Source organism: Mesorhizobium sp. CA12, from assembly GCF_020165255.1.
Taxonomy (GTDB): Bacteria; Pseudomonadota; Alphaproteobacteria; order Rhizobiales; family Rhizobiaceae; genus Mesorhizobium.
The window spans coordinates 36,640-59,776 of sequence record NZ_JAIUHT010000009.1 but is presented as its reverse complement, the minus strand read 5'-3'; the positions used below and the strand labels follow the sequence as shown (position 1 = coordinate 59,776).

General features: G+C 64.8%; 22 protein-coding genes and 2 pseudogenes. 11 read left to right on the top strand and 13 right to left on the bottom strand.

Features of this window, described 5'->3' with window-relative positions; all coding sequences use genetic code 11:
* Positions 1 to 14: 14 nt before the first annotated feature.
* The gene (locus tag LB520_RS16370) at positions 15 to 659 is read right to left on the bottom strand and encodes an arylesterase (protein WP_224638168.1); all 645 of its coding nucleotides are present in this window, start codon (positions 657 to 659) and stop codon (positions 15 to 17) included.
* Positions 660 to 741: 82 nt separating this feature from the next.
* Here LB520_RS16370 and LB520_RS16365 point away from each other — a divergent pair, with 82 nt between their 5' ends.
* The 4 genes from LB520_RS16365 (at position 742) to LB520_RS16350 (ending at position 5,682) form a co-directional block, all read left to right on the top strand.
* The gene (locus LB520_RS16365) at positions 742 to 1,437 is read left to right on the top strand and encodes an ABC transporter ATP-binding protein (RefSeq protein WP_224638167.1); all 696 of its coding nucleotides are present in this window, start codon (positions 742 to 744) and stop codon (positions 1,435 to 1,437) included.
* A gap of 4 nt (positions 1,438 to 1,441) precedes the next feature.
* Positions 1,442 to 3,997 carry an ABC transporter permease gene (locus LB520_RS16360; protein ID WP_224638166.1) on the top strand — a complete coding sequence of 852 codons (2,556 nt, stop codon included), beginning with the start codon at positions 1,442 to 1,444 and terminating at the stop codon, positions 3,995 to 3,997.
* A 246-nt stretch (positions 3,998 to 4,243) separates the two neighbouring features.
* On the top strand, positions 4,244 to 4,984 hold the full coding sequence (locus tag LB520_RS16355; protein WP_095769993.1) for a Bax inhibitor-1/YccA family protein: 741 nt from the start codon (positions 4,244 to 4,246) through the stop codon (positions 4,982 to 4,984).
* 116 nt (positions 4,985 to 5,100) lie between these two features.
* Entirely contained in the window at positions 5,101 to 5,682 is a 582-nt protein-coding gene (locus LB520_RS16350) for a GNAT family N-acetyltransferase (RefSeq protein ID WP_224638165.1), read from the top strand.
* A gap of 99 nt (positions 5,683 to 5,781) precedes the next feature.
* Here LB520_RS16350 and LB520_RS16345 read toward each other — a convergent pair whose 3' ends face one another.
* The 3 genes from LB520_RS16345 to acnA form a co-directional block, all read right to left on the bottom strand.
* Positions 5,782 to 6,168 (bottom strand): DUF2794 domain-containing protein, encoded by a 387-nt coding sequence (locus tag LB520_RS16345; protein WP_095770029.1) that lies wholly within the window; start codon positions 6,166 to 6,168, stop codon positions 5,782 to 5,784.
* A gap of 591 nt (positions 6,169 to 6,759) precedes the next feature.
* Positions 6,760 to 7,548: a DUF1223 domain-containing protein gene (locus tag LB520_RS16340; RefSeq protein WP_095770028.1), complete on the bottom strand. Its 789-nt coding sequence runs from the start codon at positions 7,546 to 7,548 to the stop codon at positions 6,760 to 6,762.
* A 429-nt stretch (positions 7,549 to 7,977) separates the two neighbouring features.
* On the bottom strand, positions 7,978 to 10,668 hold the full coding sequence (acnA, locus tag LB520_RS16335; RefSeq protein ID WP_224638164.1) for an aconitate hydratase AcnA: 2,691 nt from the start codon (positions 10,666 to 10,668) through the stop codon (positions 7,978 to 7,980).
* 283 nt (positions 10,669 to 10,951) lie between these two features.
* Here acnA and ccmA point away from each other — a divergent pair, with 283 nt between their 5' ends.
* The 4 genes from ccmA (at position 10,952) to LB520_RS16315 (ending at position 13,276) form a co-directional block, all read left to right on the top strand.
* Positions 10,952 to 11,560 carry a heme ABC exporter ATP-binding protein CcmA gene (gene ccmA / locus LB520_RS16330; RefSeq protein WP_095769990.1) on the top strand — a complete coding sequence of 203 codons (609 nt, stop codon included), beginning with the start codon at positions 10,952 to 10,954 and terminating at the stop codon, positions 11,558 to 11,560.
* 196 nt (positions 11,561 to 11,756) lie between these two features.
* Positions 11,757 to 12,422 (top strand): heme exporter protein CcmB, encoded by a 666-nt coding sequence (ccmB, locus tag LB520_RS16325; RefSeq protein WP_224638163.1) that lies wholly within the window; start codon positions 11,757 to 11,759, stop codon positions 12,420 to 12,422.
* A 117-nt stretch (positions 12,423 to 12,539) separates the two neighbouring features.
* Positions 12,540 to 12,707, top strand: a complete 168-nt coding sequence (gene ccmD, locus LB520_RS16320; protein WP_140700683.1) for a heme exporter protein CcmD — start codon at positions 12,540 to 12,542, stop codon at positions 12,705 to 12,707.
* Positions 12,704 to 13,276, top strand: a complete 573-nt coding sequence (locus LB520_RS16315) for a DsbE family thiol:disulfide interchange protein (protein ID WP_224638162.1) — start codon at positions 12,704 to 12,706, stop codon at positions 13,274 to 13,276. Before ccmD ends, LB520_RS16315 begins: the two co-directional genes overlap by 4 nt.
* Before the next feature lie 207 nt (positions 13,277 to 13,483).
* Here the strand turns inward: LB520_RS16315 and LB520_RS16310 are convergent, their stop codons facing one another.
* A complete protein-coding gene (locus LB520_RS16310; protein ID WP_224532113.1) occupies positions 13,484 to 13,648 on the bottom strand; it encodes a hypothetical protein in 165 nt (54 codons plus the stop codon).
* Positions 13,649 to 13,945: 297 nt separating this feature from the next.
* Between LB520_RS16310 and LB520_RS16305 the strand changes: the two genes are divergently transcribed.
* Positions 13,946 to 14,866, top strand: coding sequence for an SMP-30/gluconolactonase/LRE family protein (locus LB520_RS16305; RefSeq protein ID WP_224601841.1), 921 nt, complete (start codon positions 13,946 to 13,948; stop codon positions 14,864 to 14,866).
* A gap of 28 nt (positions 14,867 to 14,894) precedes the next feature.
* Complete coding sequence (locus LB520_RS16300; RefSeq protein ID WP_140684309.1) at positions 14,895 to 15,101, top strand: tautomerase family protein; 207 nt, start codon at positions 14,895 to 14,897, stop codon at positions 15,099 to 15,101.
* A gap of 200 nt (positions 15,102 to 15,301) precedes the next feature.
* Here the strand turns inward: LB520_RS16300 and LB520_RS16295 are convergent.
* The 8 genes and pseudogenes from LB520_RS16295 to LB520_RS16260 all read right to left on the bottom strand — a co-directional run.
* Positions 15,302 to 15,814, bottom strand: a pseudogene (locus tag LB520_RS16295) (NADPH-dependent FMN reductase); the annotation flags it as partial.
* Positions 15,815 to 15,869: 55 nt separating this feature from the next.
* Positions 15,870 to 16,489: pseudogene (locus LB520_RS16290) on the bottom strand (pyridoxamine 5'-phosphate oxidase family protein).
* An 86-nt stretch (positions 16,490 to 16,575) separates the two neighbouring features.
* Positions 16,576 to 17,232 carry a septation protein A gene (locus LB520_RS16285; RefSeq protein WP_224638160.1) on the bottom strand — a complete coding sequence of 219 codons (657 nt, stop codon included), beginning with the start codon at positions 17,230 to 17,232 and terminating at the stop codon, positions 16,576 to 16,578.
* Positions 17,233 to 17,294: 62 nt separating this feature from the next.
* Entirely contained in the window at positions 17,295 to 18,920 is a 1,626-nt protein-coding gene (gene ftsY / locus LB520_RS16280) for a signal recognition particle-docking protein FtsY (protein WP_224638159.1), read from the bottom strand.
* 14 nt (positions 18,921 to 18,934) lie between these two features.
* Positions 18,935 to 20,263 carry a tRNA (N(6)-L-threonylcarbamoyladenosine(37)-C(2))-methylthiotransferase MtaB gene (gene mtaB, locus LB520_RS16275; RefSeq protein ID WP_224630554.1) on the bottom strand — a complete coding sequence of 443 codons (1,329 nt, stop codon included), beginning with the start codon at positions 20,261 to 20,263 and terminating at the stop codon, positions 18,935 to 18,937.
* Positions 20,263 to 21,147: a diaminopimelate epimerase gene (gene dapF / locus LB520_RS16270; RefSeq protein WP_224638158.1), complete on the bottom strand. Its 885-nt coding sequence runs from the start codon at positions 21,145 to 21,147 to the stop codon at positions 20,263 to 20,265. Before dapF ends, mtaB begins: the two co-directional genes overlap by 1 nt.
* A 194-nt stretch (positions 21,148 to 21,341) precedes the next feature.
* Positions 21,342 to 21,503 (bottom strand): DUF1328 family protein, encoded by a 162-nt coding sequence (locus LB520_RS16265; RefSeq protein WP_031195454.1) that lies wholly within the window; start codon positions 21,501 to 21,503, stop codon positions 21,342 to 21,344.
* 30 nt (positions 21,504 to 21,533) lie between these two features.
* Positions 21,534 to 22,571 carry an MBL fold metallo-hydrolase gene (locus LB520_RS16260; RefSeq protein WP_224638157.1) on the bottom strand — a complete coding sequence of 346 codons (1,038 nt, stop codon included), beginning with the start codon at positions 22,569 to 22,571 and terminating at the stop codon, positions 21,534 to 21,536.
* A 126-nt stretch (positions 22,572 to 22,697) separates the two neighbouring features.
* Between LB520_RS16260 and LB520_RS16255 the strand changes: the two genes are divergently transcribed.
* Positions 22,698 to 23,135, top strand: coding sequence for a VOC family protein (locus LB520_RS16255; RefSeq protein WP_224638156.1), 438 nt, complete (start codon positions 22,698 to 22,700; stop codon positions 23,133 to 23,135).
* The last annotated feature ends 2 nt before the right edge of the window (positions 23,136 to 23,137 follow it).

The following is a 23,137-nucleotide window of genomic DNA, read 5'->3' as shown; positions in this document are numbered from 1 at the left end:
GTGGCATTACGGACTCATGATGGCCCCCCATTGTCGGCGATCGCCTTTTCCACAACAGGCATGATGCGCTCAACCATGACATCGACCCCCTTGGGATTGGGGTGCAGGCCGTCTTCGAGCTGGCGGTCGGGATGGCCGGCGACGCCGTCGAGAAAGAACGGATAGAGCGGAACGCGGTATTTTTCGGCAAGCCGCGGATAGATGGCATCGAAGGCTTTCTGGTAATCGGCGCCGAGATTGGGCGCGGCGCGCATGCCGGCGAGAAGCGCCGGGATGTTGCGCTGCTTCAGCTTGCCCAGCATCGCGTCGAGGTTCTTTTCGGCGATCTCAGGCGAGACGCCGCGCAGCATGTCGTTGGCGCCGAGCTCGAGGATCACCAGCCTTGTGCCGTCCGGCACCGACCAGTCGAGCCGCGCCAGCCCGCCGCTCGATGTGTCGCCCGACACGCCGGCATTGGCGACGGCGACGTCGAGGCCCTTTGCCTTCAGAGCCGCTTGCAGCCTGTCGGTGAAACCCTGGCCGGGGCCAAGGCTAAAGCCAGCCATCAGGCTGTCGCCGAAGCCGACGATGGTGAAGGTGGCGGCGCGCGCCGGCGAAATGGCGCCGCAAAGGGCGAGGAAAAGGATGAGGGCTGCGGCAGAACGGTGTTTGAATGCCATGCGGCGAGCCCCATATGACCGAAACAACCCAACGAAGGAGACACAGACCGTCTCCTTTTTTCACATATAGGGCACTTTCATTGTGACAGAAGCCGTCATCGCGCTGAGGGACGTATCGCTGACGCTCGGCGAGGGCGCGTCCTCCGTCCATGTGCTGAAGGGTGTGAGCCTCGACGTGGCGGCCGGCGAAGCCACCGGCATTGTCGGTCCGTCGGGCTCCGGCAAGTCCACGCTGCTGATGGTCCTTGCCGGGCTGGAAAGAGTCGATTCGGGCACAGTCCGGATCGCCGGCGAGCTGATCAATGACAAAAGCGAGGACCGGATTGCTTCGTTTCGTGGGCGAAACATCGGTATCGTGTTCCAATCCTTCCATCTCATCCCCAACATGACGGCGCTGGAGAATGTCGCGGTGCCGCTCGAGCTTGCCGGCCATGCCGATCCGTTCGGGGTGGCCGCGCGGGAGCTCGCGGCGGTCGGCCTGAGCGACCGCGTGACGCATTATCCGGGAGAGCTTTCCGGCGGCGAGCAGCAGCGCGTGGCGATCGCGCGGGCGCTGGCGCCGTCGCCGCGCATCCTCATCGCCGACGAGCCGACCGGCAATCTCGACCAGGCGACGGGAAAGCAGATCGCCGACCTCCTGTTCGCCAAGGCGGCGGAACGCGGCATGACGCTGGTGCTGGTGACGCATGATCCGGCGCTGGCCGGGCGTTGTGCGCGCCAGGTCTCGATGCGTTCGGGGCGGATCGAGGATGCGCCTTTGCTCAAAGTGACGGCATAGAGGCATGGCGGCCGCCCGGCTTCGAACCCTGAAGCTCGCCATCCGCTTCTCGCTGCGCGAGATGCGCGGCGGCCTGTCCGGTTTCATGATCTTCCTAGCCTGCATCGCGCTGGGCGTCGCGGCAATTGGCGGCGTCAATTCGGTGGCGCAGGCGATCTCGGCCGGCGTCGCCAATCAGGGACAGACGCTGCTTGGCGGCGATTTGCGCTTCCAGGTCAACCAGCGCAGCGCTTCCGATGCGGAGCTCGGCTTCATCAAGGGCCTCGGCACGGTTTCGCTCAACTCCGGCATGCGCTCGATGGCGCGGCTGGAGGACGGCTCGGACCAGGCGCTGGTCGAGGCAAAGGCCGTCGACGACGCCTATCCGCTCTTCGGCGCTCTGGAAACTGATCCGGCGCTGCCGAAGGAGCAATTGTTCGGCGAAAGCTCCGGCGTGTTCGGCGCCGCCGCGCCCGACCTGTTGTTCGACCGGCTCAATCTTCACATCGGCGACAGGTTGAAACTCGGCAGCGCCATTTTCGAATTGCGGGTGAGGCTGGTCAGCGAGCCGGATGCGGTGTCGGACGGTTTCGGTTTCGCGCCGCGGCTGATGATTTCGCGCCAGGGCCTTGCCGCATCCGGCCTGGTGCAGCCCGGCAGCCTGGTCGAGAACGCCTATAAGGTGCGCCTGCCCGACGGCACGTCCGAGGCGCGGATCAAGGACATCCAGGCTCAAGCCGCGAAGGATTTCCCGCAGGCCGGCTGGTCGATCCGCACGCGCAGCAACGCCGCCCCCGCGCTCTCCGCCAATATCGAGCGCTTCTCGCAATTCCTGACGCTGGTCGGGCTGACGGCGCTGGTGGTCGGCGGCGTCGGCGTGGCGAACGCCGTGCGCGCCTATCTCGACGGCAAACGCGGCGTTATCGCCACCTTCAAGAGCCTCGGCGCCTCAGGCGGCTTCGTCTTCACCGTCTATCTGGTGCAGATCCTGTTGATTGCGGGCCTCGGCATCGTGCTCGGGCTTATCGTCGGCGCCGCGATGCCGTTCGTGGCGAGCGCGCTTCTGCAGTCGGTCATCCCCGTGCCGGCGCAAGGCGGCTTCTATCCCGGCGCGCTGGCTCTTGCCGCGCTGTTCGGCCTGCTGGTGACGCTGGCTTTCGCGCTTTTGCCGCTCGGCCGCGCCCGCGACGTGCCGGCAACCGCGCTGTTCCGCGAAATGGGCTTTGAAAGCCGGGGCCTGCCGCGCCTGCCCTATACGGGCGCGGCGCTCGCGATCGTGCTGGTGCTGGCGGCGTTGGCGATCCTTTCGGCCAACGACTACCGCATCGCCTCGATCTTCGTCGGCGCCACGGTCTTTGCCTTCCTGGTGCTGCGGCTGGTGGCGGCGCTGGTGCAGTGGGCGGCTAGGAAAAGTCCGCGCGTCCGTTTCGTGTCGCTTCGGCTGGCGCTCGGCAACATCCACCGTCCCGGCGCGCTGACGCCCTCGGTGGTGCTGTCGCTCGGCCTCGGGCTGACGCTTCTCGTCACCCTGGCGCTGATCGATGGGAATCTGCGGCGGCAGATCTCCGGCAGCCTGCCGGAGCGGGCACCGAACTTCTTCTTCGTCGACATCCAGAGCAGCGATGTCGACGCCTTCGCCGGCCTTGTCGGCAAGGAGTCGCCGCGGGGAACGCTGGTCAAGGTGCCGATGCTGCGCGGCCGCATCATGGCGCTCAACGGCGTCGACGTCGACAAGGTGAAGATCCCGGCCGACGGCGCCTGGGTGCTGCGCGGCGACCGCGGCCTGACCTATGATGCCAAGCAGCCGGAAAACGCAACGCTGACCGAAGGCGCATGGTGGCCGCAGGACTATTCCGGCGAGCCGCTGGTGTCGTTCTCGGCCGAGGAGGGCAAGGCGATCGGGCTGAAGCTCGGCGACACCGTCACTGTCAATGTGCTTGGACGCAACGTCACCGCGAGGATCGCCAATTTCCGCCAGGTCGAGTGGGAGACGATGGGCATCAACTTCGTCATGGTGTTTTCGCCCAACACCTTCGCCGGGGCGCCGCATGGCTGGCTGGCGACACTGACCGACAAACAAGCCACTGCGGCCGACGATGCAAGGCTACTCAACGCCGTCACCCGTGCCTTTCCGGCTGTGACGACGGTGCGCGTCAAGGACGCGCTCGACATTGTCAACCGGCTGGTGGCGCAATTGGGCGCCGCGATCCGCGCCGCCGCCGGCGTGGCGCTGATCGCCTCGGTGCTGGTGCTCTCCGGCGCTTTGGCCGCCGGCAACCGGGCGCGCATCCACGACGCTGTGGTGCTGAAGACGCTCGGCGCGACGCGACGAACGCTGATTACCGCCTTCTCGCTGGAATATGTGCTGATCGGCCTTGCGACCGCGCTGTTCGCGCTTGCCGCCGGCGGCATCGCCGCCTGGTTCGTGGTCGCGCATATCATGACGCTGCCGTCGCATTTTATGCCACAGGTCGCGGTGGCGACGATCCTGGTTTCGCTGGCGGTCACCGTCGGCATCGGCCTTGCCGGGACCTGGCGGGTGCTCGGCCACAAGGCGGCGCCGGTGCTGCGCAACCTCTGACGGAGGGGCCGAGAGCCGCCCGCTCGCTTAAACCTTTGTAAGCCCGGTTAAATTTTTGTAAGAAAGACGCCCGGAAGACCCGAAAACCGGCCTTTTGCTTTCTCACGAAGCGTTGCGCCTCGTTACCGTCTTGTTCTTGACGTCGAGAACGCTCATATTTTGCGCAGGCATGCTGGAGCCCCGCCAGCGGCGCCTGGTCTCGAATGACCTGTCACCGGACGGGGCAGAAGCAACAGAGGATTTCCAATGGCTGATCCCATTCGCAACTACCAGACGTCCGCCGCCCCCGGCGTGCGCGTCGATATCGATCAAGGCCTGCGCGCCTATATGATCAAAGTCTACAACCTCATGGGGCTTGGCCTTCTGATCACCGGCCTTGCCGCCTGGGGCGCCTTCCAACTCGCCATCACCGGCGACGGCCAGCTGACCGCTTTCGGCCAGCTCATCTATGCAAGCGCGTTCCGCTGGGTCGTCATCCTGGCGCCGCTCGCCGCCGTGATGTTCCTGTCGTTCCGCATCCAGTCGATGAGCGTGGGCGCGGCTCAGGCCACGTTCTGGGTCTATGCCGGCCTTGTCGGCCTGTCGCTGTCGACGATCTTTCTCGTCTACACCGGCACCAGCATCACCCAGACCTTCTTCGCCACGGCCGCGGCCTTTGGCGGCCTGTCGCTCTACGGCTACACGACCAGGCGCGACCTGTCGGCGTTCGGCTCGTTCCTGATCATGGGCGTGATCGGCTTGCTGATTGCGATGCTGATCAACATCTTCCTGCAGTCGTCGGCCCTCGCTTTCGCCATCTCGGCGATCGGCGTGCTGGTGTTCGCCGGCCTGACCGCCTACGACACGCAGAAGATCAAGGAGATGTATTTCGAAGGTGACGTCGCCGACGTCGCCGGCCGCAAGGCGATCATGGGCGCGCTGCGCCTCTATCTCGACTTCATCAACCTGTTCATGTTCCTGCTGCAGTTCATGGGCGACCGCCGCTAAGGCAGTTGCCCGGTCTCAGTGGACCATAGATTTTGCGAAGGGCGGCCCAACGGCCGCCCTTCCTTTTAATGCAGTCATCTGCTGTTATCGAGGCAGGAACGAGAACTGCACAAATTATGAGCAATACTGCGATCAGGGCCGCTACGGCGGCCGACCTCGACCGAATCACCGAAATCTATGCCGATGCGGTCGCGCACGGCACGGCGAGCTACGAGCTGGAGCCGCCGAGCCGCGCGGAAATGGGCAACCGATTCGACGCCCTAGCGGCGGGCGGCTTTCCTTATCTCGTGGCGGAGAAGGACGGCATCGTGCTCGGCTATGCCTATGCCGGGCCGTTCCGGCCGCGTCCCGCCTACCGATTCGTCATCGAGGATTCGGTCTATGTCGCGCCGGAGGCCAAGGGGCAGGGCGTGGGCTTGCTGCTGATGCGGGCGCTGATCGAGACGGCGCGCGCAGCGGGCTTCCGCCAGATCATCGCGGTGATCGGCGACGGCCATTCAGACAGCGCCTCGGTGCGGCTGCACGAGAAGCTCGGCTTCCGCCATTCCGGGCGACTGGAAGGATCCGGCTACAAGCACGGACGATGGCTGGACACGGTGTTCATGCAGCTTGCGCTGAATGGCGGCGCGGAATTGCCGCCGGATCCGGATTCGCTGCCCGAGCGAAGGTTCCGGATTCAAAAGGAATTGAAGAACTGAAGAATTGAGGAACTGAAGAAAAACGACTGCCGCACCGGCCGCCAAGCGCCCTTTTTCCTCAGTTCTTCAATTCTTCAGTTCATCAATTCCCCTTTCCCTTCACGCCTCGACGAGCTTCAGCTTGGCATCGAACACGCCGAGCACGCGGCCGAGCTCCTGGCCACGCTTGAGGATGCGGCCACCTGCGGCGATGACGGCGAAAGCGCCTTGCCGGCGCGCCAGCCTGGGGTCCTTGACGATCTGGAACAGCGGCACTTCGCTGGCCCGGCGGAAGACGGAAAAGACAGCGCGATCAGTGAGATGGTCGATCGCGTAGTCGCGCCATTCATTGGCCGCAACCATACGTCCGTAAAGCCTCAGGATCTGGTCGAGTTCGCGCCGGTCGAATCGCACCGGCTGGTCTAGGCGTGCGTTGCGCGCCTCGTGCAACGGGATCAATATTCCGGATGCTTCCCCATCCTCCGTCCCGCTGCTGTGATCGGTCATGCCTCGATCCTTCGATTGAATCATGCGCCGGCCAAGGTTCGCGCTTTCATAAGGGAATTGCAAGGGCACGATGGAAATGCGGGGCCGGCCGAACACGCGCGGGTCGCGCGGTTTCCCAAACGTCCAGTCACGTTTGCGAAACACATGTTGGAATTGGTGATGCTCCGCCACATTCTCGCCACAAATAATCCGCGCTCATGCCCCAATGTCCGACGAATTTACGGTCGTTGCCTGAGACGGTTCGGTCCGGCACCGGCTCGTAAACCCCAAGCCCCCCGCCCACGGGTCAGCGTCGGATCGAACCAACCTCGGTTTTTCCTTGGAAAAATCAGGTGCGACGATCCCAAAACCTGAATGACCGGCGTCAGAAGCAAGCTGACGCCGGTTTTTTATTTCCCAGCTCTCCTTCTCGCCTTGTCGGAGAAGGTGGCCGCGAAGCGGCCGGATGAGGGGTGCTGGAACGGAATGCGGCACTGATGATATGGCACGGTGCCGCGCCGGTCGCGAACGTCGTCGCCAAGCTGGAACACCCCTCATCCGTCTCGGCGCTATGCGCCGATCCACCTTCTCCCACAAGGGGAGAAGGGGAAGCTAAAGCCGGTCCGGTTTGCGAATAAATGCAGCGCCGAGGATCGGTCCCGGCATGCCGTCCTTGCCGACCGACTGCAGCAGCACCGCGCAGCCGCCCTTCTTGGCGATCTCGGTCATCGGCAGTTCGTAACGCTGCGCCTTGCCGTGCCACATGCCGGCGGTCTGGATGTCGGAAACGGCGTTCCAGTAGGTCAGGCTGCGGCCGCTGTTCTCGCCCTGGCCGATCTTCACCGTCTGCGGCGGATCGAAATAGACGATCACAACATGGGCGTCGCTCGGGCCGTTGCCGGCGTCGCCCGCGTCGATCATGACGCGGTCGCTGGTTCGGCTCACCTTGATGCCGACCCGCATGCCCTCGCCGGTCCGGTCCATCCGGGCCAAGGCGCCGTCGACATCCTTGCGGCTGGCGCCGTTGACGTGGCTGCGGCCGTTGATGACGGCTTGCGGCGTGTAGACCGAGCGGCTGCCGAAGGCGCGCATATAGTCATATTGGCGCTCGGTATTTTCCTTGGTGCTCAGCGTGTCCTGCCAGCCGAGATAGTCCCAGTAATTGACGTGGTAGGCGAGCGCGATGATGTCGTCCTTGCTGGCGAGCTCAGCAAAGAACTCGTCGGCCGGCGGACAGGAACTGCAGCCCTGGCTGGTGAACAATTCGATCACGCCCAAGGGCTTGTCGGTCTGAGGCTTGCTGGTCACGGCCTTGGCGGGCTCGGCTGCAAGGGCCGCGCCGCCCAACGCGGTGAGGGCCAGCGCCAGTGCCGCAAGCCGCAATCGTCCTTGAATTGCCATGACTTTCCAATTCCCGCCGGTGACGCCGGCCTTGTTCTGATTGCCAAAATATGTGGCAGAAGCGCCAGTCAACGGGAAGTCACGTTGCGGTGAAATTTTGATGTTGCAGCAGCAGGTAAGGGCGCAATAGCCGGGGTGATTGCATTTCACGGCGCGGTTCGATTCGGGAGCAGCGTCCTCGCCATGGGGCAAACTCTCCTGACCCCAGTCGATCTCTATTGCGAACGGTCGGGGCCTGGACTTTGGGCAGAGCCGGCCAATGCTTCGACCAACCTGACTTTCATTGCCGCGGGACTGCTGGCGGCGACGGCGAGGTTGGGAAGGCGAAGGCAGTAGGCAGTAGGCAGTAGGCAGTAGGCAGTAGGCAGTAGGCAGTAGGTGTCCTGTTTCCCTACTGCCTACTGCCTAAGCCCTACTCCCTTGCTGCTGTTAAGCAGCGAGATCCCGCAGCACGTACTGCAAGATGCCGCCATTCTTGAAGTAGTCGAGCTCGTCCAGCGTATCGATGCGGCAGACGATCGGCACGTTCTTCACCGTGCCGTCGCCGAAGGTCACCTTGGCGACCATCTTCTGGCGCGGCTTGATCGTGTCCAGGCCGTCGATCTCGACCAGCTCGTCGCCCTTCAAATTGAGCGAGGCCCATGAGGTGCCGTCCTCGAAGACAAAGGGGATGACGCCCATGCCGACCAGATTGGAGCGGTGGATGCGCTCGAAGGACTGGGCGATGACGGCGCGGACACCAAGGAGATTCGTTCCCTTGGCCGCCCAGTCGCGCGAGGAGCCGTTGCCGTATTCGACGCCGGCGAAGATCACCAGCGGCACGCCTTCCTGCTTGTATTTCATGGCGGCGTCGTAGATCGACATCTCCTCCTTCGAAGGATAGTGGATCGTGTAGCCGCCTTCGCGGCCGTTCTCGCCCAGCATGTGGTTGCGGATGCGGATGTTGGCGAAGGTGCCGCGCATCATCACCTCATGATTGCCGCGCCGCGTGCCGTACTGGTTGAAGTCGGCGACGCCGACGCCATGCTCGGTGAGATACTTGCCGGCCGGCGAAGCGGCCTTGATCGAACCGGCCGGCGAGATGTGGTCGGTGGTGATCTTGTCACCGAAGAGACCGAGCACCCGCGCGCCCTTGATGTCGCCGACCTTGCCGAAGGCGCGGCCCATGCCGGCGAAATAGGGCGGGTTCTGCACATAGGTCGAGTGATCGTCCCAAGCATAGGTCTGGCCTTCCGGCGCCTTGACCTTCTGCCAGTAGGCGTCGCCCTTGAAGACGTCGGCATATTTGCGGGCGAACAGCTCGCGGGTGACGTTCTTCTCGATGAACTCCTGGATCTCGGCCGAGGTCGGCCAGATGTCCTTGAGATAGACCGGCTTGCCGTCGCTGCCTTCGCCGAGCGGCTCGGTAGTGAGGTCCCTGGTCACCGTTCCGGCCAGCGCATGCGCCACCACCAGCGGCGGCGAGGCGAGGTAGTTCGCCTGCACGTCCGGAGAGACGCGGCCTTCGAAGTTGCGGTTGCCGGAAAGCACGGCCGCGGCGATCAGGCCCTTGTCGTTGATGGTCTTCGAGATCGGCGCCGGCAGCGGGCCGGAATTGCCGATGCAGGTGGTGCAGCCGAAGCCGACCAGGTTGAAGCCGATCTGGTCGAGCTCCCTCTGCAGGCCGGACTTTTCGAGATATTCGGCCACCACCTGGCTGCCGGGAGCGAGCGAGGTTTTCACCCACGGCTTCTGCTTCAGGCCGCGGCGGTTGGCGTTGCGGGCCAGCAGGCCGGCGCCGATCAGCACGCTCGGGTTCGAGGTGTTGGTGCAGGAGGTGATGGCGGCGATGACGACGTCGCCATGGCCAAGATCGTAGTCGGTGCCTTCGACGACGTAGCGCTTGGAAATCTCGGCGGCCTTCTTGTATTCGGTCTCCATCGCCTTGGCGAAGCCGGCGGGGATGTCCTGCAGGGCGACGCGGCCCTCCGGGCGTTTCGGGCCGGCCATCGACGGCACGACGTCGCCGAGATCGAGCTCGAGCAGGTCGGTGAAGACCGGATCGGCCGAGCCTGCATCGCGCCACATGCCTTGCGCCTTGGAATAGGCTTCGACCAGCGCGATGCGGTTCTCCTCGCGGCCGGACATGGTCAGATAGCGGATGGTTTCCGAATCGACCGGGAAGAAGCCGCAGGTGGCGCCATATTCCGGCGCCATGTTGCCGATGGTTGCCCGATCTGCCAGCGTCATGTTGGAAAGGCCGGGGCCGAAGAACTCGACGAACTTGCCGACGACACCCTTCTTGCGCAGCATCTGGGTGACGGTGAGCACCAGGTCGGTGGCGGTGACGCCTTCCTTGAGCCTGCCGGTGAGGCGGAAGCCGATGACCTCGGGCAAAAGCATGGAGACAGGCTGGCCGAGCATCGCGGCCTCGGCCTCGATGCCGCCGACGCCCCAGCCCAAAACGCCGAGGCCGTTGATCATGGTGGTGTGCGAATCGGTGCCGACGCAAGTGTCCGGATAGGCGGTTGTCTCGCCGTCTTCCGAATTGGTCCACACGACCTGGCCGAGATATTCGAGATTGACCTGGTGGCAGATGCCGGTGCCGGGCGGCACGACGCGGAAGTTGCGGAAGGCCTGCTGGCCCCATTTCAGGAACTTGTAGCGCTCTTCGTTGCGCTCATATTCAAGCTCGACATTGCGGGCGAAGGCCATCGGCGTGCCGAACTCGTCGACGATGACGGAGTGGTCGATGACGAGGTCGACCGGCACCAGCGGATTGATCTTTTCCGGGTCGCCGCCGAGCGCCTTGATGCCGTCGCGCATGGCGGCGAGGTCGACGACCGCCGGAACGCCGGTGAAATCCTGCATCAGCACGCGGGCCGGGCGATAGGCGATCTCGACGCCGGCGGTGCCCTTATCGGTCAGCCAGGCGGCGACCGCCTGGATCGATTCCCTGGTAACCGAGCGGCCATCCTCGTTGCGCAGCAGGTTCTCCAGCAGCACCTTCATCGAATAAGGCAGCCGGGCGATGCCGGTGAGGCCGTTCTTCTCGGCCTCAACGAGGTCGAAATAAACATAGTCCGCGCCACCTGCGGTCAGGGTGCGGCGGCAATTGAAACTGTCGAGGGATTTCGTCACGGCGATCCGTCCTTGTCTGTTCAGCCTGAAAGGGAACGGACGCCGTTGGCATGCAATCACGCGCAAAGGTGCGGGTACGGCCATTTCCGCTGTCCGCTCCCAAGCAACCCGAGCCGTTCAAGGCGGCGCGTGCGCTGGTTCGGCGCTAATTCTGATCCCGCGCCGACCGCTGGCACGGATGAACCGCATATAGAGAATTTCCCGGAATAGTTCTAGACAGTCGAAAGACGATTTTGCGTGAGCCGGGAACGGCCGCGGAACGGTGCTTTCGGGACGGGCAAAAATGCGGCTGATCGCCGAAAATCTGGGCGGTGAGCGCGGCGGTGAGACGGTCTTTTCCAACATCGGCTTCGCGCTGGAAAAGGGCGAGGCGCTTATCGTCACCGGGCCGAACGGCGCGGGCAAATCGACGCTGCTGAGAATCGTCGCCGGGCTGCTGCCGGCCGCCGGAGGCAAGGTGCTTGTCGAGGGCGGCGGCGAGGCTTTCCCGACAGTCGCCTCGGCTTCGCATTATCTCGGCCATCTCAACGCAATGAAGACGGCGCTCAGCGTCGAGGAGAATCTCGGCTTCTGGTGCGCCTTCCAGGGCGAGCCGGGGCTGGACGTCGAAGAGGCGCTGGAGACGGTGGCGCTCGGCGGTCTCGGGCATCTGCCCTTCGGCTATCTGTCGACGGGGCAAAGACGACGCGCGTCGATCGCCAAGCTTTTGGTCAGCCGCCGGCCGGTCTGGCTGCTCGACGAGCCGACGGCGGGGTTGGACAAGGCCTCGGAGGAGCGGTTCGCGGGGCTGATGCGGGGGCATCTCGACGATGGGGGGATCGTGGTTGCGGCGACGCATCTGCCGCTGGGGTTGGAGGGGGCGAAGGAATTGCAAATGAGGGTAGGTCATTGATGTCGGTGCTCTACGGCCCCCCCCTCTGCCCTGCCGGGCATCTCCCCCTCAAGGGGGGAGATCAGCAGCTCAGGCGCCCCATTTGCCTTGCTACGCTGGAGATTGGCGAAAGCCGAGGCGACATCCAATCTCCCCCCTTGAGGGGGAGATGGCCGGCAGGCCAGAGAGGGGGGCCTGGGCGCGGGCATCTCAAATCATGCTAGCCCTCTTCCTCCGCGACCTGCGCCTTTCCATCCGCGTCGGCGGCGGGGCGCTGATCGGCGTGATTTTTTTCCTCGCCGTGATCGTCACCATCCCGTTCGGCGTCGGTCCCGATCTCAACCTCCTGTCGCGCATCGGGCCGGCCATCCTGTGGATCGCTGCGCTGCTTGCCTGCCTGCTCGGGCTCGACCGGCTGTTCCAGGCCGACCGCGAGGACGGCTCGCTGGATCTTCTCGTGCTGAACAACGACCGCCACATGCTGGCGCTGACGGTGCTGACGAAATGCCTGGCGCACTGGACGGGCAGCGTGCTGCCGCTGGTGGTCGCGGCACCTCTGCTCGGCCTGTTCATGAATATGGCGCCGCTGGGCATCGGCGCCACGGCGCTCACGCTTCTCGTCGGTACGCCGGCCATCACCTTCATCGGCGCGGCAGGCGCCGCGGTGGCGGTGGCGCTGCCGCGCGGCGGATTGCTTATTTCGGTGCTGGTGCTGCCTTTGACCATTCCGGTGCTGATCTTCGGCGTTTCGGCAAGCTATGGCGCGGTGGCCGATCCGGCGCCGTTCCTGCAGCCTTTCCTCATTCTTGCCGCGCTGACGCTGTTTCTTGCGGTGCTCGGTCCACTGGCGGCAGCGCTGGCGTTGCGGCACGGGACGGATTGAGGCGACGAAGACGTTGCCTCACTGCGGCACCGCGGCAAATTGCGGACCGGCCGACGCGGGGTTATGGAAAGACATGATCGGAACGGTTGACATGGCTACGAGCAGGGAGCGGTCGCTATGAGCGCGCACGCCCTGTTCGTCACTGCCGCCTATGCCATCACCGCCGTTGTGCTGGCCGGACTGATCGGCTGGATCCTGCTCGACCAGCGGGCGCGCAGGCGTGAGCTTGCGGCGCTCGAAGCGGCCGGGGTGCGGCGGCGTTCCGACAAGGCCGTCAAGCCATGAGCCTCGAAACCGAAGCGCCGCGCCGCCGCCTGTTCGTGCTTCTGCCGCTCTTGGTGTTCCTGGGGTTGGCGGGGCTGTTCCTGTCGCAGCTTCTCTCGGGCCGCGACACCTCGGAAATCCCCTCGGCGCTGATCGGCCTGCCGGCGCCGCAGACCGACTTGCCGCCGCTCGAAGGGACGAGCCTGCCGGGGCTCGCGTCAAAAGACTTTACCGGCAAGGTGACGCTGGTCAACGTGTTCGCGTCCTGGTGCGCGCCGTGCCGCGAGGAGCATCCGGTGCTGCTCGGCCTGTCGCAGGACAAGCGCTTCACGCTTGCGGCGCTGAACTACAAGGATCAGCCGGAAAACGCCCGCCGCTTCCTTGGCGAGCTCGGCAATCCGTACCAAGCGATCGGCGTGGATCCGGCCGGACGCGCGGCGATCGACTGGGGCGTCTACGGCGTGCCGGAGACCTTCGTCATCGGCAAGGACGGCAAGATCGCCTACAAGCATGTCGGGCCACTGACGCCGGAGTCGGCGCGCGACCTGCTGCTGCCGCAGATCGAGAAAGCGCTGTCGGCGCCGGGCTGAGGCGCCTCCCGTCCGTCGTCATTCTAGGGCGAAGCAAGGAGCGAAGCGACGCAGCGCAGACCCTAGAATCCATTCCGTTACGTTGATCGTAGAACCCCGCGGTCAAGAACTGGCGCTTGTGGGCGCGCGTGCCTGCACCGCTGCGGCGCTCGAAGGTCACGGCATGGATCCTCGGGTCAAGCCCGAGGATGACGAAAGCGTCGAAGCTCAGCCGTAGATCTGCTTGTGGATCTGGTAGAGCATTTCCGAACGGTCGGCGCGCAGATCGGCGAGATCGCGGCTGGACAGGTTCTCGATTTCGGCGACGAGGCGGTTGTAGTGACGGCGCTTGGCGATGCTGGCGCGGGCGCGGGAGACAAGATTGTCGAACATGACAGGGTTCCTTTCATGCCGCATTGGCGCGGCCGGTTGTTCCTCCCTGACGATTGCCAGCATGACATAGGAATGGTGCGTTGCAAAAGAAAGATGTTGCAATGCACCATTGCAGCCAGCGCATAGCCGGTTAATTGTGCACTAACAGGCCCTGCGTTTGGCGCGCGGCCATGGAGGGTCGTGCGGCTTTACGCAGTTCTCATCCGTTTTTGTCATACAAATTGCTGGCGTGCCGTCTTGCCAGAACGGCTGCGGGCTGGCTTGATCCGCGCGTCACCTGATGCCGGGAGGAAATTGATGGCGGCCGCAGACTATTACGAAGTTCTCGATCCGCGCTTCGCGCGCCTGTTCAACGGCAACGCACAGGTGGAGAAGCTGTTCACCGGCTGCCGCTGGGCGGAAGGACCGGCCTGGTTCGCCGCCGGCCGCTATGTCGTCTGGTCCGACATCCCGAACAACCGCATGTTGCGCTATGACGAAACCGACGGCAGCGTCAGCGTGTTCCGCCAGCCGTCCGGCAATTCCAACGGCAACACGGTCGACCGGCAGGGCCGGCTGGTGACCTGCGAGCATTCCGGCCGCCGCGTCAGCCGGACGGAGTTCGACGGCTCGGTCACCACCATCGCCGACAAATGGAAAGGCAAGCGGCTGAACTCGCCCAACGACGTGGTGGTGCGCTCCGACGGCTCGATCTGGTTCACCGATCCGAGCTACGGCATCGACACCGACTATGAGGGCGATAAGGCCGAAAGCGAGATCGGCGCCTGCAATGTCTATCGCGTCGATCCCGAGACCGGCGATGTCGAGGCGGTCATCACCGACATGGTGCGGCCCAACGGGCTCGCCTTCTCGCTCGACGAAAGCCTGCTTTATGTCGTCGACACCGGCCGCACGCATGGCGAGAAGAATCCGGCGCATATGCGCGTCTTCAATGTCGGCAAGCACGGCAAGAAGGTTTCCGGCGGCAAGGTGTTCGCCGACTGCACCGCCGGCCTGTTCGACGGGTTCCGGCTCGATGCGGACGGCCGCATCTGGACAAGTGCCGCCGACGGCATCCATTGCTATGACCCCGACGGCACGCTGATCGGCAAGGTGAAGGTGCCGGAGGTGACCGCCAACTGCGTGTTCGGCGGCAACAAACTCAACTGCCTCTACATCGCCGGCACCACCTCGCTCTACATGGTGCGGCTCATGGTGAACGGGGCCAAGACGTACTGACAGCGAGGCATATCAGCGGGAGAGAAAAATGCCGTTCGTCAACATCCGCATCGTCAAGGAAGTGATCGCCGCCGATCCGGCCGGCAAGAAGGCTGACATCGCCAAGAAGGTGACTGCGGCCATCATGGATGCCACCGGGCTCGGCAACGACGACGTCTGGGTGGTGTTCGAGGAGGTCAACGCCCGTGACTGGTATGTCGGCAAGACCGATGTCGAGACGCGGAGGAAGGGGTAGGGCTCTCCCTTCTCCCCTTGTGGGAGAAGGTGGCCTCGCGAAGCGAGGTCGGATGAGGGGTGTTCCAGCTTGGCGACGCCGTTTGTCCAGCGATGAGGTCGCCGTCGTCTCACTCCGCTGGAACACCCCTCATCCGTCTCGGCGCTGCGCGCCGATCCACATTCTCCCACAAGGGGGAGAAGGTGAAGACGCGCCACTCATCATCCGCCAATAAACCCTACGAAAGCCTCGATCGCTCCACGCATCGCCCTTCGGTTCGCCGGGTCTGCCAAAATAGCCTCCACCTCGGCCGGCTTCTTGCCCAGCAGCGCGATCTCCAGCGTCCCCTCCTCGTACATCGCGAAGGACATCGTCCGCATGACCTCGGCAAGCGCTGCCCGCGCATAGAGCGAGCGGGGCGAGGCGTGGACCAGCATCGCCGGCTTGCCGACCGCGGCGTCGCGCGAGACCAGCCAGTCAAGCGCGTTCTTCATGCCGCCGGGCACGCCATGCGCGTATTCCGGACAGGAGACGATAACGCCGTCGGCGCGGGTGATCATCTCGATCAACTTAGCCGCTTCGGGCGGCGTGCGCTCGCCCTCGTCGTCGGGGTTGAAGATCGGCAGCCGGCCGAGGCCTTCATAGACCTGGACACGGCAGCCCGCGGGCGCGTTGGCGGCCAGCGCCGTGACCAGGGTCGAGTTGGTCGAGGCGGCGCGCAGGCTGCCCGATATGGCGATGATCTCGATCAAGGGAGAGCCGGACGAAGGGTTGAGTCGTCCGGCAAGCCTACCACATGGTCTGGCGGTAATCGTGGTCCAGCTCGCGGTCGATCTCGCCGGCGCTTTCGCTGAGCGCCAACTGGTCGCGGATGATCTGGCCGAGGGTTGGCAGGGTCGCGCGGTCGTACCAGGTCTCCGGCTTCCACAAATCGGAGCGCATGAAGGCCTTGGCGCAGTGCATATAGGCGCCTTGACCGTCACCAGGATCACGCTCTGCGGCTCCTTGCCGTCGACGGCCAGCCGTTCGCGCAAGGTCGGGTCGACAGTGATGCGGGCGTCGCCATTGACGCGTAGCGTCTCGTTCATGCCGGGAATGAGGAAGAGCAGTCCGACCGATGGGTTGCGGATGATGTTTTCCAGCGTGTCCAGCCGGTTGTTGCCTGGACGGTCGGGAATGGCGATGGTGGCGTTGTCGAGGATGGCGGTGAAGCCGGGCTTGTCGCCTTTCGGCGTCACGTCGGCATTGCCGGCGCCGTCGGAGGAGCCGATCAGCACGAAGGGGCTCTTGCCGATGAAGGATCGGCAATGGCCGTCGAGGACTTTGAGCTCCTTGCGGATAGAGCCGTCGGTCGGCCGGGGCGTCTTGTAGATCGTCCTCAGCTCGTCATGCGTGGTGAGGAATTCCATGCTGCCCCTCATTCTGGCGCAATTCCGGACGGAGACTACGGCGAAGTCGCCGAACCCGACCGGCAGCCGCTTTTCCTGGAATTGCTTTAATTCCCGGCCTTCTCTTCCTTGGCTTTTTCCTCCAGCGAGTGGCGCATGATCAGCGGCATCTGGCTGAAGGTGAACAGCAAAGTGATCGGGATCGTGCCCCAGACCTTAAAATAAAGCCAGGTCGCCTCGGAAAAGTTGCGCCACACAACCTCGTTGAGCACAGCGAGGAACAGGAAGAACAGCCCCCAGCGGAAGGTCAGCTTGCGCCAGCCCTCGGCATCGAGCTGGAAGGCGGAATCGAAGACGTAGCCGAGCAGCGAGCGGCCGAACAGCAGCCCGCCGAGCAGCGTGACGCCAAACAGCAAATTGATGATCGTCGGCTTCATGAAGGCGAAGGTCTTGTCCTGCAGGTAAAGCGCCAGCGCGCCGAAGACGAACACGACGATCGCCGAGACCAGGGGCATCAGCGGCAGGCTGCGCGTGAGCAGCCAGGAGACGCCGAGCGAGAGCGCCGTCGCGACCATGAAGAAGGCGGTGGCGATCAGGATCGGCTCGCCGAGATGGGCGAGCACCGGGAATTTCTCGGCCAGCCACTCGCCGCGAATGGTGGTGAAGAAGAACACCAGGCCAGGGCCAAGCTCGAGCAGGAACTTCAAGCCGGGGTTGACCGGCTTGCGGCGTGGATCGGACGGGTCGCGCTCGATGATGTTCATAAAAGTCCTTCTTACGCACGATCTGGCCGAAAAGCAGGCGGCCTTGCAGGATCGCGCCTTGTTCAAGCCACGCCGGCGATGGCTCTCGCGAACTCGCTGGCGGAAAACGGTTCAAGGTCGTCGACCTGCTCGCCGACGCCGATGAAATAGACCGGCAGCCGGTGCTTGGCGGCGATCGCCACCAGAATACCGCCGCGCGCCGTGCCGTCCAGCTTGGTCATCACCAGGCCGTTGACGCCGGCGACGTTGCGGAAGATCTCAACCTGGTTCAGCGCGTTCTGGCCGGTGGTGGCATCGACCGTCTGCAGCACCGTGTGCGGCGCTTCGGGATCGAGCTTGCCCAGCACGCGAACGATCTTCTCCAGCTCGGCCATCAGCTCGGTCTTGTTCTGCAGGCGCCCGGCCGTGTCGATGATCAGCACGTCGGAGCCGGCCTCCTTCGCCTTCTCGAAGGCGTCATAGGCGAGGCCCGCCGCATCGGCGCCGAGCTTGGAGGCGATGACCGGCGATTTCGTGCGCTCGCCCCAGATCTTGAGCTGCTCGATCGCGGCGGCGCGGAACGTGTCGCCGGCGGCCAGCATCACCTTGAGGCCGCCATCGGTGAGCTTGGCGGCCAGCTTGCCGATGGTGGTGGTCTTGCCGGTGCCGTTGACGCCGACGACCAGGACGACATGCGGCTTGTGGCTGAGGTCGAGCTCGAGCGGCCTGGCGACCGGCGCCAGCACCTTCTCCACCTCCGCCGCCATCACGGCGCGGACTTCGACGTCGGAGACGTCGCGGCCGTAGCGGCTGGAGGCAAGCGAATCGGTGACGCGCAGCGCGGTTTCCAAGCCAAGATCGGCGCGGATCAGCACGTCCTCCAGGTCCTGCAGCGTGTCCTCGTCCAATTTGCGCTTGGTGAAGACGCCGGCGATGTTGCCGGTGAGCTCGCGCGATGAGCGGGCAAGCCCTTCGCGCATGCGCTGGAACCAGGAGCGCCGCGGCGCCGGCTCGGGCGCCTTCACCGGCTCGGCCTTCTGCTCGACCTTTTTTGAGACCGTTACCTTGCCGGCAGAGGGCGCGGGTGTCGGCGGCGCCGGCAAAGCCTCCGGCTCCGGTGCGATCTCGGCATGGATCGGCTGCAGCTCGACGGGCGCGGGCTGTCGAATAGGAGGCGCGATTTCCGCTACGGCTTCGGCGGATGGTTCCACAGAGGGCGGCGCCGCTGGTGGCACCTCGATGGGCACTGGCGTTTCGACCGGGACTTCGGCAGGCGGCGTCGGCACTTCGACCGGTGGCTGCTCAGGCAGCGGTTCCGGACGCGAAGGCTCGATGTCAGGTTGCGTCGGCGCAGGTGCGGGCACTTCCTGCGGAGCAGGTTCGGGCGTGGGCGCAGGTAGAGGCTCGGGTTGTGCCGGCGGCACTTCCTCGGGAGCCGGCGGCTCCGGCTTCTCGGGCGCCGGCTGCGGCTCTTCTTCAGGCTCAGGCTGCGGCAGCGGTTCCGGCTCGGCGGGAATGGTGGGCTCTGGCACCGGCGGGATGGATGGAGCAGGCTCGGGCTTCGGCTCTTCGGGAACCGGTTGAGGCTCAGTCTCCGGCTTCAGCGCGTCCAGCGCGTCCCACTTGATCGGCGGCAGCGCTTCGTCGACGCGCTCCTCGACGACCTCTTTCCTGCCGAACGAAAATATCTTCTTGAAGAAACCAGCCATACGTCTCGCAGTTCTCAGGCGGCTTGCGCGGCAAGCGGGGCCGCAATCAGCCGGGCGCCGTCATGGCCGGCGACCATGGCATCGACGATCTCGCCGGGCGCGCCGGCGTCGATCGCGGCCAGCGTAAAACCTTCGGTGCGGCCGAGCCCGTCGCGCTCGACCAGGATCGATTGCCGTGTGCCGGAGAGCGACGACAAATGATGGCGATAGGCGGCCTCGCCGGCGGCGCGCAGCCTGGCGGCGCGCGCCTTCACCACCTCACGGCGGACCTGCGGCATGCGCGCGGCCGGCGTGCCTTCGCGTGGCGAGAACGGAAAGACGTGGAGATGCGTCAGCCCGCATTCCTCGACGATTTTCTCCGAATTCTCGAACATCGCCTCGGTCTCGGTCGGGAAGCCGGCGATGATGTCGGCGCCGAAGACAATGCCGGGACGCAGCTTGCGCACGTCCTCGCAGAAGCGGATCGACTGATCGCGCAAATGCCGGCGCTTCATGCGCTTCAGGATCATGTCGTCGCCCGATTGCAGCGACAGATGCAGATGCGGCATCAGCCTTTGCTCAGTGGCGATGGCATCCAGCAGGTCGTCGTCGGCCTCGATGGAATCGATGGAGGACAATCTCAGCCGCTTCACGTCGGGCACCTGGCGCAGGATCGTCTTCACCAGCTTTCCCAGCTTTGGCGCGCCCGGCAGGTCGGCGCCGAAGCTGGTCATGTCGACGCCGGTCAGCACGATCTCGGCATAGCCGTTGCCGGCGAGGCGCTTGACCTGCTCGACCACCGCGCCCATCGGCACGGAGCGCGAGTTGCCGCGGCCGTAAGGGATGATGCAGAAGGTGCAGCGATGGTCGCAGCCATTCTGCACCTGCACGAAGGCGCGCGCGCGGCCCTCGATGGCGTCGACCATGTGGCTTGCCGTCTCGCGCACCGAAAAAATGTCGTTGACACGCGCCTTCTCGGTGTCGTTGACGCCGAAATCGGGCAGCGCGCGGTAGGAGTTGGCCTTGAGCTTCTCCTCATTGCCGAGCACCAGGTCGACCTCGTCCATTGCCGCGAAATTCTGCGGCTCGGTCTGGGCCGCGCAGCCGGTGACGATGATGCGGGCTGAGGGGTTCTCGCGGCGGGCCTTGCGGATCGCCTGCTTGGCCTGGCGCACCGCTTCGGCGGTGACGGCGCAGGTGTTGAAGATGAAGGCGCCGCCATTGAGCTCGCCCAGACCGGCGCTTTCGGCCTCGCGGCGCATCACTTCCGATTCATAGGTGTTGAGGCGGCAGCCGAAGGTGACGACGTCGATACCTGTCGTGGTGGAGGCTTGGGATACCACGCCTTTTTGAAGGGCGGACATCAGGCGGCGCTTTCGGTGTCGCGGGCCCAGGCGCCGGTCGAGGGATCGAAGCTGCCAGAAAATTCCCATTCGGCGGCACCTGTCAGGATGACGTGATCGTCGTCGCGCCATTCGACATTGAGCTCGCCGCCGCCGGGCGCGAGCAGCGAGACGCTGCGGCCGGTGCGCCTGGTGCGGGCCGCCGCGACCGCGGCGGCGCAAGCCGCCGAGCCGCAGGCCTTGGTGAGGCCGGCGCCGCGCTCCCAGGTACGGATGATCATGGTTTCGGGCGAAGTCACCTGGGCAATGGTGATGTTGGCGCGCTCGGGGAAGATCGGATGATTCTCAAGCAGCGGGCCGAAGCGGTCCAGCTCATAAGACCAGACGTCGTTGTCGACCCAGAAGATCGCGTGCGGGTTGCCCATCGACACCGCCGAGGGCGAATGCAGCACCGGGGCGTCGATCGGCCCGATCTGCAGCTCGATCATGCGGGTGTCGCGGAATTCTTCCGCCAGCGGGATCTCCTGCCAGCCGAAACGCGGCTTGCCCATGTCGACCGAAATAAGACCGTCCGCATGCTCCTGCGCCTTCAAGACGCCGGCGCGGGTCTCGAAGGTGAAGCTCTTGTTGCCCGTCTCGGCGGCCAAAGCCTGCACGACGCAGCGCATGCCGTTGCCGCAGGCCTGCGCGCTGGTACCGTCGGAGTTCAGGATGTCGATATAATAGGCCGTGCCCGGCGTCTTCGCGTCGTGGATCGCCATGATCTGGTCGAACTTCGTCGCCGCGTCGCCATTGAGGGCGATCGCGGCCGCCGCCGTCACCTTGTCGGCGCGGCCGCGCATATCGGCAACGATGATCTCGTTGCCGATGCCGTTCATCTTGGCGAAGGGGGCGCTGCCTGCCATCTAACCGGTCGTTCCAATCCGTTGGCCAATCCGTTTGGGCGCTATATGGCGGAAACGGGCCGGAATTACCAGTCCGGCGTGGCTCTGGCGACGACGAAGAATAGGCCGCGCAGCGACCGGTCGTGCAGCGACGACCAAGTGGTCGCGCCAGCGACGACCTGGCGGTCGCGCCAGCGACGACCAAGTGGTCGCGCTTATGTTACCGCGAAGACGCCGAGCACGATCAGCAGGAAGATGATCAGCACGATGCCGATGAGGATGCGCGCGCCGGTAGCGGCCGCGCCTGCCAAAGCCGGCATGCCGAGCAGGCTCGCGGCGGCGGCGATGATGAGAAGGATGATGATCCACCTGATCATGGGGAAGCTCCAGCGGTTTGCGTCGTCCGATCAACGCGTTTGGTCGGTTTGGGTTCCTTTGTAGATGGCCGGCACGTCCCATAGCTCTCCCGGTCGCATGGCACGGAAACGCTCTGGCGGCAGGTCTTCGGCGGCCAAAGCCTCGGCCAGTTTCCGGGCCGGCTCATCGACCGGCTCGTCGGTGAGGTGGAAGGTGCCCCAGTGGCAGCCGGCGGCGAAGGCGGCGTTGCACAGCTTCATGCCCTGAACGGCCTCCTGCGGATTCTGGTGCTGCGGCGCCATGAACCAGCGCGGCTCATAGGCTCCGATCGGCAGGATGGCGAGGCGGAAGCCGCCATGCTTTTGCGCCATCAGCCGGTAGTTGATGCCGTCATGGAAGCCGGTGTCGCCGGCGAAATAGATATTGCCGGCCATCGTCTCGATGACGAAGCCCGCCCACAGCGCCATGCGGCGGTCGCGCCCGCCGCGCGCCGACCAGTGATGCGCCGGTTCGACATGGATGGCGGCCGTGCCGGCATCGAGCCTGTCGCCCCAATCATGCACGCTGAGCCGCATGCCGGGCGCCGCGCGGCCGATGATGGCGTCATTGCCGAGCGGCGCGATCACCAGCGGATCGTGTCTCTCCCTCAGCCGCTTCAGCGTGGCGAGGTCGAGATGGTCGTAGTGATTGTGGCTGATCAGGACCAGGTCGATCGGCGGCAGGTCGGCAAAGGCAATCCCCGGCGCATTGACCCTCTTCGGCCCGGCGAAGGCGAAAGGCGAGGCGCGCTCCGACCAGACCGGATCGGTCAGGATATTCAACCCCGCCGTCTGGATGAGAAGCGAAGCATGGCCGACCATGGTGAGTCTCAGCGCGCTGCCTTCCACCCGTATGTCCGGCTTCGCCGGGGGATACGGGCTCGGAACCGAAGCCGGCCATTTCGCCCGCCCGCCGCCGAATTGCCATTTGAGGAGATCGGTGAAGCTCCCGGGCGGCCTGCCGCCGGGATTGAAGAACAGGGCGCCGTCGAAATGATCGCTGGGCGGCCCGCTGTAGTAGCGGTTGGCGGTTCCTTTCCTCGCGGCCATTCTGTCTCCCGCCAGCTTGCGTCGTTTGCTGAGATAAGGACGCGCCGGCCTGGCGCAAGCATTTTGCCGCCGAATGCCAATGGCCGAAGCCGGGCTGGTCTAGGATCGGCAGACAGGGTGATCGTCATGGTAATGAAGCGAACCAAGAAACCGTGGATGAAGGCGGAGGATTTCGGCCGCTCACTGCCGCTTGGGGTCGGCATCAACCTGCTGGTTACCAACCTGACGGCGATGGAGGCTTTCTGCCGCGACGTGCTTGGCGCCCGGATCATCTATGGCGACGAGGATTTCGCGGCGATCGAGCTGCTGGGCTCGATCTTCATGCTGCACGCCGATCATTCCTATCTGGACAATCCGATCACCGGCGTCACCGCAGGCGCCGAGACTCGCGGGGCCGGTATCGAACTGCGCCTTTACGGCGCCGATCCGGACTCGGTCGAGAAAAAGGCGGCCGCGCTCGGCCACATCGTGCTGGCCGGCTCGATCGACAAGCCGCATGGCTTGCGCGAATGCTACATCGTCGGCCCGGATGGTTACGTCTTCGTGCCGAGCGCCAGGATTTAATA

Bases quoted from the DNA above. Each gene is read 5' to 3' on its own strand.
- LB520_RS16315 (WP_224638162.1), top strand. From the start codon at position 12,704: ATGAGCCTCGAAACCGAAGCGCCGCGCCGCCGCCTGTTCGTGCTTCTG.
- ccmA (WP_095769990.1), top strand. From the start codon at position 10,952: ATGCGGCTGATCGCCGAAAATCTGGGCGGTGAGCGCGGCGGTGAGACG.
- dapF (WP_224638158.1), bottom strand. From the start codon at position 21,147: ATGGCAGGCAGCGCCCCCTTCGCCAAGATGAACGGCATCGGCAACGAG.
- LB520_RS16355 (WP_095769993.1), top strand. From the start codon at position 4,244: ATGGCTGATCCCATTCGCAACTACCAGACGTCCGCCGCCCCCGGCGTG.
- LB520_RS16350 (WP_224638165.1), top strand. From the start codon at position 5,101: ATGAGCAATACTGCGATCAGGGCCGCTACGGCGGCCGACCTCGACCGA.
- LB520_RS16370 (WP_224638168.1), bottom strand. From the start codon at position 659: ATGGCATTCAAACACCGTTCTGCCGCAGCCCTCATCCTTTTCCTCGCC.
- LB520_RS16285 (WP_224638160.1), bottom strand. From the start codon at position 17,232: ATGAACATCATCGAGCGCGACCCGTCCGATCCACGCCGCAAGCCGGTC.
- ccmD (WP_140700683.1), top strand. From the start codon at position 12,540: ATGAGCGCGCACGCCCTGTTCGTCACTGCCGCCTATGCCATCACCGCC.
- mtaB (WP_224630554.1), bottom strand. From the start codon at position 20,263: ATGTCCGCCCTTCAAAAAGGCGTGGTATCCCAAGCCTCCACCACGACA.
- LB520_RS16340 (WP_095770028.1), bottom strand. From the start codon at position 7,548: ATGGCAATTCAAGGACGATTGCGGCTTGCGGCACTGGCGCTGGCCCTC.
- LB520_RS16265 (WP_031195454.1), bottom strand. From the start codon at position 21,503: ATGATCAGGTGGATCATCATCCTTCTCATCATCGCCGCCGCCGCGAGC.
- ftsY (WP_224638159.1), bottom strand. From the start codon at position 18,920: ATGGCTGGTTTCTTCAAGAAGATATTTTCGTTCGGCAGGAAAGAGGTC.
- LB520_RS16260 (WP_224638157.1), bottom strand. From the start codon at position 22,571: ATGGCCGCGAGGAAAGGAACCGCCAACCGCTACTACAGCGGGCCGCCC.
- LB520_RS16345 (WP_095770029.1), bottom strand. From the start codon at position 6,168: ATGACCGATCACAGCAGCGGGACGGAGGATGGGGAAGCATCCGGAATA.
- LB520_RS16360 (WP_224638166.1), top strand. From the start codon at position 1,442: ATGGCGGCCGCCCGGCTTCGAACCCTGAAGCTCGCCATCCGCTTCTCG.
- LB520_RS16255 (WP_224638156.1), top strand. From the start codon at position 22,698: ATGGTAATGAAGCGAACCAAGAAACCGTGGATGAAGGCGGAGGATTTC.
- LB520_RS16310 (WP_224532113.1), bottom strand. From the start codon at position 13,648: ATGTTCGACAATCTTGTCTCCCGCGCCCGCGCCAGCATCGCCAAGCGC.
- ccmB (WP_224638163.1), top strand. From the start codon at position 11,757: ATGCTAGCCCTCTTCCTCCGCGACCTGCGCCTTTCCATCCGCGTCGGC.
- LB520_RS16300 (WP_140684309.1), top strand. From the start codon at position 14,895: ATGCCGTTCGTCAACATCCGCATCGTCAAGGAAGTGATCGCCGCCGAT.
- LB520_RS16305 (WP_224601841.1), top strand. From the start codon at position 13,946: ATGGCGGCCGCAGACTATTACGAAGTTCTCGATCCGCGCTTCGCGCGC.